Raw genomic sequence first — 10,082 nt, forward strand, 5'->3', positions numbered from 1 at the left:
AGTATTTTAATTTATGGAAGCAATAATAGAACCAAAAGTAACCTTGGTAGGAGCCGGACCAGGAAGCCACGACCTTATAACTGTTCGAGGTTTGCAGGCCTTACAACAATCAAAAGCCATTCTTTACGATGCCTTGGTCAGTCCGGAATTACTAAAAGAAGTCGACCCGGCGATTCCAAAGATATACGTAGGGAAACGGTGCAATAGTCATTCCCGCACGCAGGACGAAATCAATCGCCTTTTGGTTGAAACCGCTTTTCAATACGGATCCGTTGCCCGCTTAAAGGGAGGTGATCCTTTTGTATTCGGAAGGGCTTCGGAAGAAATCGACTATGTAACATCTTTTGGCATTTCCGTAACCGTTGTCCCCGGAGTATCCAGCGCCATAGCGGTGCCGGCGAGCCAGGGAATTCCTTTGACCAGTCGTGGGGTCAGCAGTAGTTTTTGGGTAATGACCGCTACAAAAAGGGATGGAACCTTTTCGGAAGACCTGGAATATGCAGCAAAATCGACCGCTACCCTTGTTATTTTAATGGGCGTTCGAAAACTGAACGAAATTGCCGTGGAAGTCAGTAAATATCGTGGTTCCCACACACCCATCGCCCTCATCCAAAATGGCACCATGTCCAATGAAACCTGCACCGTTTCAACATTGAACGGTATTGGCGAAGCTGCCCACAAAGTCGACCCTTCCCAACCGGGAATCATTGTTATCGGAAATGTCGTCGCCGAACACCCTACCTTTTTTGAAGAGGCCGTACAACGTGTGGTACACTCGTATCTCTAGGACGTGGAAAAGGAAGTTCAAGTTCAAGAGTCAAACTCAAGCGCAAGTTCAAACTTCCAAGTACTTTTCACTTACTACTTTCTACTAAATTACTGCCAACCGCCAATTGTTCATTGTTTATTGCCTAATTGTCCATTGAGCAAAGACCGCTGCGCTGAAAGAAAAAGGAACAAAGACAAGTTCAAGCTAGAAGGGTACCCACTACTCACTTTTTGCCAAGTACTTTTCACTTACTACTTTCTACTAAATTGCTGCCAACCGCCAATTGTTCATTGCCTAATTACTAATTGAAAAAAGACCGCTTTTCAAATACAAATTCAAAAATCAAATTCAAACACAAGCGCATAACCATCAGCTCGCGACACTTTCGTAACAACTAACCACTTTTTACCAATTACTTTTTACTTACTACTTACTACTAAATTATTGCCAACCGCCATTGTTCATTGTTTATTGCCTAATTATCCATTGAGCAAAGACCGCTGCGCTGAAAGAAAAAGGAACAAAGACAGGTTCAAGTTAGAAGAGTACCCACTGCTCACTTTTTGCCAACTACTTTTTACTCACTACTTTCTACTAAATTACTGCCAACCGCCAATTGTTCATTGTTTATTGCCTAATTGATCATTGAGCAAAGACCGCTGTTCAAATACAAATTCAAAAGTCAAATTCAAACACAAGCGCAAAGCCATCAGCTGATTACCATCTTCTACAGGGTACTAACTACTTTGTACTAAATACTAACATGACCACAAAACGGAATTCCTAAAAATGAATTCTTCTTTTTCTGAATTCTTCGATTTCCTCCCCCGGACATCAACAATACCATAAAAATAATTATTTTTAATCCCGTCTACGTATTAATACGTAATCAAATACGTATTTTAGAGCTATCGAAGCAAAACATTATGAAAACTACCCCTAACGGAAAGGCAACTTCCTTACAATTGTTGCATTTTAAAAGTATGCCCATTCGAACGTTCTGGATTACCTCCATTGCGTTCTTTATCTGTTTTTTCGCCTGGTTCGGCATTGTACCTTTCATGCCCGATGTCGTAAAGGACCTTGGTCTTAGTCCTGCACAAAAGTGGAATTCCATTATACTGGCGGTAACGGGCACCGTATTTGCCCGACTGGTCATCGGAAAACTATGTGATAAATATGGCCCTAGGCTCTGTTATACCTATTTACTGCTTCTGGGGGCAATCCCGGTTATTCTAATTGGTTTTGTACAAACACCCCTTCAATTTTTAATCTGTAGATTATTTATAGGTTTTATAGGGGCCTCCTTCGTCATTACACAGTTTCATACCTCCATAATGTTCGCCCCGAACATCGTTGGTACCGCAAACGCCACCTCGGCGGGTTGGGGAAATTTGGGCGGGGGTGCCAACCGCTTGGGAATGCCATTAATCGCTGCGGCCGTTGTCAGCTTTGGTGTTGCCGATGAAGTGGCATGGCGTTATTCTATGATTATTGCCGGGGTAGTAGCAATGCTTATGGGCCTGGTATATTACTTTTTTACCCAAGATACCCCGGAAGGAAACTTCGCCGACCTGAAAAAAGAGGGCAAAATGCCAATGCTCAAAAAAGATGAGGTCCCTTTTGCCTCGGTCCTAAAAGACTATCGGGTTTGGGTGTTGTTTTTGGTGTATGCCGCTTGTTTTGGAATGGAACTGACCGTATACGGTACCATGGACGATTATTTAAGGAATACCTTCGGGTTTAGCCGCACTACCGCGGGCAACCTCGTACTTTCCTTTGCTTTAATGAATATTTTTGCAAGAACATTGGGCGGCTTTTTCGGTGATCGTTTTGGAAAGCTCAAAGGACTTCGGGGCAGAGTGCTGTTTCTGGCGTTGATATTGGCCATTGAAGGTACTATGTTAACAGTTTTTTCCACTACTACCAGCATCGCTTTGGGTATTCTGTTCTTGATCGGGTTTAGCGTATCGGTGCAAATGGCCGAGGGCGCTACTTTTTCGGTGGTTCCCTTCATCAATAAAAAAGCGATCGGTTCTATCTCCGGCATTGTAGGTGCAGGCGGTAACGTAGGGGCTTTTCTTGCGGCCATGCTCTTAAAATCACAATCGGCGGTTGCTGAAACCAACGCCTTGGCCAATAATGCATTATTAGGGGACCAAGCGATGAAAATGGCACAGTCGGCAGCAGCGTCTACGGCTGTTTCCGGCGGATATTTTGTTATCGGTCTATTTGTTATCCTAGCTGCGTTGGCCTCCTTGACCATTAAATTTTCTACTGCGGAGGAGCGTGCATCGAAACAAGAACCCAAACAAACGACCGTTCCACAAATGGCCTTTGATAAATAATAGACCGTTTCATGCCAGTCTCAAATCAACATAGCACCATTATCGACAGCAGGGACACTACTTTGCCCATTACGGCTTGTAGCACTTGTGGGAACGCGCGATGCTTGATCAAAAAAAACCTGGGTTCCACTATTGTTAACACCTTTACCCAGCACCGAAAAGAAATCCGTTGTAAAAAAGGCCAACAGTTTATTATGGAAGGTGCTGCCGTAACCGGTTTGTTTTTTCTTTTGAAAGGTACGGTAAAGGTAATCCGTACCGGATTGCATGGAAAGGAGCAAATCGTGCGTTTCGCCAAAGAGGGCGAAGTTATCGGCCATCGAGGTTTCGGCACGGAGGAATCGTACCCTATCGGCGCTATTGCATTGGAAGATTCGCTTCTTTGCTATTTCTCCAAAGACCTTTTGCAAGAGGTACTGCGCACCGAACCGAGTTTCACCTATGACCTCATGCTATTTTACGCGAACGAGCTTAGTAAAAGTGAGGTAAAGGTAAAATCGTTATCACAAATGACCGTTCGCGAGCGGGTAATCGACACCCTGCTATACGTGAACCGCAAATTTGGCCAAGAGCATGGCTTTATGGCACAGGTTTTAAGCCGTAGGGAATATGCCGATTATGCCGGAACTACCGAAGAACAGGTAATCCGTGTTTTATCGGCACTTAAAAAAGAACAGTTGATCGTTACCAAGGGCAAACGAATCGGCATAGTAAACTTACAATTGTTGAAAAACGAGATTTCCGAACACAACTTCTATTTGGACAGCTAGCACCAAAACCCTTCGAAAACGGGATGCTTATCTCATACCACTTGCGAATTAAATTCAGCAGACCAAAGACTTGAAAAAACAAACTGCTCCCCGCAAGACCGTAACGTACTTTTTCAAATCAGCTCGAATCATGGCCCATTGCCACATGACCGGCATAGCAAAGGCCACAGCGCCACTGGCACCTCCAGTACCGTAGCTTCCGGCTGTTCCCGAAGACTACGTAGTATTCCGCTAGAAATCGTTATTCATCCCTAGCCTACTCTCACCGGTTAAAAGTCAACACCTTACCAAAAAATCCTGCCTTTTCGCAGTTTTTAACATGCGGTTTGTTTTCTCGAACTACGATGAAAAAACCTAAACACATATGGCGTATCCCATAAACCGTCCGCTCCGTTACGTATACATTTGTTTAAAATAAGTATAAATACGTAGTCAACTAAATGAATATAAATATGAAAGCAATTTTTACAAAAGCAACGCTGGTATCATTCTTGGCCCTAGTACTGGTGTCCTGTGGAGGGAAAGAGAAGAAAAGCGAAGGGACATCGGAAGAAGCGATGGATAGCACCGCAACAAGCACATCCTTGGATATTGAAAAACCGCAGCTAACGTTCGGTTTCATCAAATTGACCGATATGGCTCCATTGGCCATTGCAAAGGAAAAGGGGTTTTTTGAAGATGAAGGCCTTTTTGTGTCCGTTGAAGCACAGTCCAACTGGAAAAATGTTTTGGACCGCGTAATCGACGGGCAATTGGACGGTTCCCATATGCTTGCAGGACAGCCCATCGCGGCCGGTGCGGGATTTGGGCGCCAGGCCCAATTGGTCACCCCATTTTCAATGGACCTCAACGGAAACGGCATCACCGTTTCCAACGATGTGTGGAGCAAAATGAAGCCCAATGTGGCCAAAGATGCCGATGGAAAACCGGTTCACCCCATAAAGGCGGATGCTTTAAAACCCGTAATCACCGAATATAAAAATAGTGGCAAGCCCTTTAAAATGGGAATGGTATTCCCGGTATCGACCCACAACTACGAAATACGATACTGGTTGGCTGCGGCCGGTATTCATCCGGGCATGTACACCGCCGATAACGTTCAAGGGCAGATCGATGCCGAAGTATTGTTATCAGTAACACCACCGCCCCAAATGCCGGCTACCTTGGAATCGGGAACCATCTATGGATATTGCGTGGGCGAACCTTGGAACCAACAAGCGGTATTTAAAGGTATTGGCGTTCCCGTTACCACCAACTATGACATTTGGAAGAACAATCCCGAAAAGGTTTTTGTAATGACCAAAAAGTTCGTTGAAGACAACCCCAACACAGCGGTTGCTGTGACCAAGGCGCTTATCCGGGCCGGAAAGTGGTTGGACGATCCAGCGAACCGTCCGGAGGCGGTGAAAATTTTATCGATGTCGCAATATGTAGGCGCTCCCGAGGAGGTATTGGCCAATTCCATGACCGGTACTTTCGAATTTGAAAAAGGGGACAAACGGTCCATGCCCGACTTCAATGTCTTTTATAAATACCATGCCACCTATCCCTTTTACTCCGATGGCATCTGGTTTTTGACCCAAATGCGGCGATGGGGGCAAATTCCCGAGACCAAAACAGCGGAATGGTATGGAGAAACCATTAAGGACATTTACCGACCGGACATCTGGAAAAAAGCGGCCGACCTGCTCGTGGCGGAAGGCCAAATACCGGCCAGCGATATTCCCGACACCGATGGCTACAAACCGGCTACCTCCGACTTTATAGACGGTACCACCTATAACGCCAAGGACCCTATTGGGTACATCAACAGTTTCACTATCGGGAACAAGGATTAAAACACAGTACAAATCGAAGCAAAATTAACGTATCATGGAGCAAGAAATCATATTAAAGAAAAGCAGGCTGTCCCTTTCATTTTTAAAGCCCCTGGTGGCCAAGTTCATCCCAAAACCGAACAAGGGAACGCTTTTTAGCTCTTTAAAAAAAACCGGTATTACCATACTTTCGATCGCATTGTTCATTGGTCTATGGCATTGGGGCGCCAAAGCACTCTATAATGTAGAGGCCGAATATAAAATCGAAAAAGCGATGACCGAACGAGGTGCCGAGGCGGCAGCTGCGGAACGTGCCTGTATCGCTTCCGGCGATAGTAGCTGTCAACCCAACACTTTGCCATCACCGAGCCAGGTATGGGCCTCTTTACAGTCGCTTATCGCGGACCATAAAATCATCAAGGCCGACAAGGCGGCCTTCGTTACTAAAATGACCGATACCAATGCAAAACTGATCGCCAAAGGAAAAAATCCTATTGTGTATACGGGGCGGGCTTCTTTTATCGATATCGTACTGACCAGTATCCGCACCGTTTTTGCAGGTTTTTTATTGGCGTTGCTCATTGCCGTACCCATTGGTATTATCATTGGGCTGAGCGCACCATTGCGCAGTGCGTTCAACTGGTTCATTCAGGTGTTCAAACCTGTTTCTCCGGTGGTATGGTACCTCTTGGTCTTCATGATCGTAAAAACCTTGTATATCGGGGATAGCACCGATAACGCCTTTGTCATCTCGTTTATCAGTGTTGGGCTTTGTGCCATGTGGGCAACCTTGGTCAATACGGCCATGGGGGTCTCCTCGGTCGATAAGGATTATATCAATGTTGCCAAAGTGCTGAAATTGGGAACGTTTCAAAAGGTGTTCAAAGTGATACTTCCCTCTTCCTTACCGTTGATTTTTACCGGCCTCAGAATTACGCTCTCCGTTGCCTGGATGGTGCTGATCGCTATTGAATTATTGGCGCAGAGCCAAGGTTTGGGACTTTTCGTTTGGGAAGAATTCCAAAACGGGGCCAACGATTCGAATTCCAAAATCATTGTGGCCATGTTCGTCATCGGTATTATCGGGTTTTTACTGGACCGCTTGATGTTGACCGTTCAAAATATGGTTTCGTTCAACAAAAATGAAGCGGTATAAAGGACCACGGCCCTAGAAGCGTAAAAAATCACAAGAAAAAAGGAAAAAATGGCATATCTAGAACTAAATAACGTTTACAAAACCTATGGTGAGGGCGATAATAAGACCGAAGTGCTGTCGGACATCAACCTCAGCATAGCCGAAGGGGAATTTGTCGCCATTGTGGGATTTACGGGCAGTGGAAAAACGACCTTGGTGAACCTCATCAATGGGCTACTGAAGCCAACAAGCGGAGAAGTATTGTTCAAGGGTACACCAGTGGTGGATACCAGTCATGAGCGAGGGGTCATTTTTCAAAATTACTCGCTTTTACCGTGGTTAACAGTAGGGCAAAACATTTACATGGCCGTAAAAGAGGCCTTTCCGAAAGAAAAAAAATCAGTGTTGACCCAACGGGTGAAAGAGTATGTGGCCATGGTAAACCTTACTCCTGCCTTCAATAAACGCCCAAAAGAGCTCTCGGGCGGTATGCGCCAACGTGTAGCGGTTGCAAGGGCACTGGCCATGGACCCCGAAATGATCATTATGGACGAACCTTTGGGAGCCTTGGACGCACTTACCCGAGGAAACCTGCAAGATGAGATCCTGAACATTTGGAGCAAGGACAAACGCACCGCACTCCTAATCACCAATGATGTAGATGAAGGCATTTATATGGCCGACCGCATAATACCATTAAAACCGGGGCCAAATGCAACCCTAGGACCGGAATTTAAAATCGATATCGACAGGCCACGCGATAAAACGGCCTTGAACGACAATCCCAGCTATAAAAAAACAAGAAATGCCATCATCGCTTACTTGATGGATATCGGAGAGGAACGAAAATCGGTAGGTACCACGGAATATGTACTCCCGGAAATTACCCCTAAAAGTTTTGTAGCCTAAACTAAAAAAGAAAAAAATGAACACCGCAACCATAGATACCGGCAAAGGGACTTCGGAAAATGGGATCTTTTATCCTTCCAAAGTGATGTTGGACCTCTCCAAACTCAAAAAAGTATATCCGACCCCCAAGGGCGATTATGTGGTATTGGAAGATTTGGACCTTCAGATCATGAAGGAAGAGTTCGTTACCATCATCGGGCATTCCGGCTGTGGAAAAACGACCATGTTGTCCATGATCGCCGGACTCAATCCCATTTCCGGAGGGAATATCGCCGTTTTGGGAAATCCCGTAAAAGGGCCCGGACCCGATAGAGGGGTCATTTTTCAGTCGCCAAGCCTTATGCCTTGGATGACCGCCCTACAAAATGTGTTGCTAGGGGTAAACCAAGTGTTTTCCCATGCCACCAAAGCACAACGTAAGGATATCGCCAAATACTACTTGCACAAGGTAGGTTTGGATGGGGCGTTCGACAAAAAAGCATCCGAACTTTCGCAGGGGATGCAGCAACGTGTCGGAATCGCAAGGGCCTTCGCCATTAAGCCAAAGGTACTGTTGTTGGACGAACCTTTTGGAATGTTGGACTCCCTTACCCGAGGGGAACTACAGGATATTCTCATCGAAATCTGGAACAAGGAGAAAATTACGGCCGTAATGATTACCCATGACGTAGACGAGGCCATTTTTCTGGCCGATCGCGTAGTGATGATGACCAGCGGGCCGCGGGCCAAGATCGGGGACATTCTCAACATTGATTTCCAAAGGCCCCGGACCCGAAAATCGGTCCTGGACCACCCCGATTATTATACCTATCGAAAACATCTTATCGATTTCTTGGAACATTAAAACCATTTCTTTAAACACCTTCAGTTAAAAAACACCTAGATTATGAAAAAATACTACCTTCTCATCGTATTCGCACTGGTATCCATAAACCTTACCTTCGCACAGTTTACCTTGGACGGCCAGTTTAAGCCCCGAACGGAGTACCGAAACGGTTTTGGGAGCATTATTCCCGATGCGGCAGATCCTGGATATGCCATTTCTACCCGATTGCGACTAAACACGGGCTATACGTTCGACTCCTATCAGTTTTATGTGAGTTTGCAAGATGTGATGGTTTGGGGAGAGAACCGTCAGATATTGCCCGATGATCAAAACGACTCCTTTGCGGTGTTCGAGGCTTGGGCCAATATTAATTTGGGGAAAGGATGGTCGACCAAATTGGGCCGCCAGGTACTTTCATACGACGATCAGCGCATTTTTGGCGGGCTCGATTGGGCACAACAGGCCAGAAACCATGATGCCGGTCTTTTAAAATACAGCAAGGACCGTTTTATGATGGACATCGGATTGGCCTTTAGCCAAGACTTTGACAACCCTACCGGATTTCAGTCCGTAGGAACCGCATTCAATACCAGTGGCTTTTTTACGTATAAAACCATGCAGTATGCCTACCTCAAGCAAAAATGGGACAGCTTTTCGGGAAGTCTATTATTGCTCAACAACGGTTTTCAAAACTTTACAGGAGAGGGAGAAGAACGAGCCGCCGATGGTGTAAGTAATTTACAGACCCTAGGCACTCATTTGAATTACAAAAAAGGAAGTTTTGGCGCCAGTTTAAATGCCTTTATCCAAACTGGGGAACGGCAAGGGGAACTCTCTGTTGAGGGAGCCTATTTGTTAGGGCTGGACCTTAATTATAAGGCAACATCAAAAGTAGGGTTTGGTGTCGGTATGGAAGTGATCAGCGGAAATGATGGGGAAGCCGGAGAAACTGGTGCTTTTTTCCCCTTATACGGCACCAACCATAAGTTTAACGGCTTTATGGATTACTTCTACGTAGGCAACCATGCCAATTCTATCGGATTGTTCGATATACACGCCAGCGCCAAATTTCAATTGGGCGAAACCTCGAGCCTTCTCGTAAAAGTGCTCAACTTCAGTGGGGAACAAGAATTGCCGAGCGGTGAAAAATCGTTGGGAACCGAAGTAGACCTCGTATTTTCCAAAAAATTCAAAGGTTACGGTCTGGCAATCGGCTACTCGCAAATGTTTGCCTCTGATGGAATGTACGAACTCAAAGGTGTAACGGAAGAAGCCGCCGCGGACAGTCAGAACTGGGCCTGGGTACAACTGACCTTTAAACCAAAATTCCTGAACACCGCTAAGAACGACTGATATAAGATTTTAACAATGCTTCGATAAGGGCTGTCATGACTGTTTTCCAGTTGTGGCGGCTCTTTCTTTGGTTTTTGAAGTGGTTAGTGGTTAGTGGTTAGTGGTTAGTGGTTAGTGGTTAGTGGTTAGTGGTTAGTGGTTAGTGGTTAGTGGTT

General features: G+C 45.5%; 8 protein-coding genes. All 8 read left to right on the plus strand.

All coding sequences use genetic code 11. The features are described 5' to 3' along the window. The first annotated feature begins 13 nt into the window (after window positions 1-13). The 8 genes from cobA to ACRD7P_RS14510 all read left to right on the plus strand — a co-directional run bounded on the left by cobA (window position 14) and on the right by ACRD7P_RS14510 (window position 9,927). Window positions 14-787: a uroporphyrinogen-III C-methyltransferase gene (gene cobA, locus ACRD7P_RS14475; RefSeq protein WP_430908349.1), complete on the plus strand. Its 774-nt coding sequence runs from the start codon at window positions 14-16 to the stop codon at window positions 785-787. Window positions 788-1,695: 908 nt separating this feature from the next. Continuing rightward, complete coding sequence (locus ACRD7P_RS14480) at window positions 1,696-3,117, plus strand: MFS transporter (RefSeq protein WP_430908350.1); 1,422 nt, start codon at window positions 1,696-1,698, stop codon at window positions 3,115-3,117. A gap of 11 nt (window positions 3,118-3,128) precedes the next feature. Continuing rightward, window positions 3,129-3,887, plus strand: a complete 759-nt coding sequence (locus ACRD7P_RS14485) for a Crp/Fnr family transcriptional regulator (RefSeq protein ID WP_430908351.1) — start codon at window positions 3,129-3,131, stop codon at window positions 3,885-3,887. A gap of 452 nt (window positions 3,888-4,339) precedes the next feature. Further along, window positions 4,340-5,725 (plus strand): CmpA/NrtA family ABC transporter substrate-binding protein, encoded by a 1,386-nt coding sequence (locus ACRD7P_RS14490; protein WP_430908352.1) that lies wholly within the window; start codon window positions 4,340-4,342, stop codon window positions 5,723-5,725. 34 nt (window positions 5,726-5,759) lie between these two features. Then, the gene (locus tag ACRD7P_RS14495; protein WP_430908353.1) at window positions 5,760-6,860 is read left to right on the plus strand and encodes an ABC transporter permease; all 1,101 of its coding nucleotides are present in this window, start codon (window positions 5,760-5,762) and stop codon (window positions 6,858-6,860) included. A 48-nt stretch (window positions 6,861-6,908) separates the two neighbouring features. Further along, complete coding sequence (locus tag ACRD7P_RS14500; RefSeq protein ID WP_430908354.1) at window positions 6,909-7,748, plus strand: ABC transporter ATP-binding protein; 840 nt, start codon at window positions 6,909-6,911, stop codon at window positions 7,746-7,748. A 16-nt stretch (window positions 7,749-7,764) separates the two neighbouring features. Beyond that, window positions 7,765-8,592 (plus strand): ABC transporter ATP-binding protein, encoded by an 828-nt coding sequence (locus tag ACRD7P_RS14505; RefSeq protein ID WP_430908355.1) that lies wholly within the window; start codon window positions 7,765-7,767, stop codon window positions 8,590-8,592. Window positions 8,593-8,634: 42 nt separating this feature from the next. Continuing rightward, entirely contained in the window at window positions 8,635-9,927 is a 1,293-nt protein-coding gene (locus ACRD7P_RS14510) for an alginate export family protein (RefSeq protein WP_430908356.1), read from the plus strand. Window positions 9,928-10,082: the final 155 nt, after the last annotated feature.

The sequence above is a fragment of the Maribacter sp. 2-571 genome, from assembly GCF_050589625.1.
GTDB lineage: Bacteria > Bacteroidota > Bacteroidia > Flavobacteriales > Flavobacteriaceae > Pelagihabitans.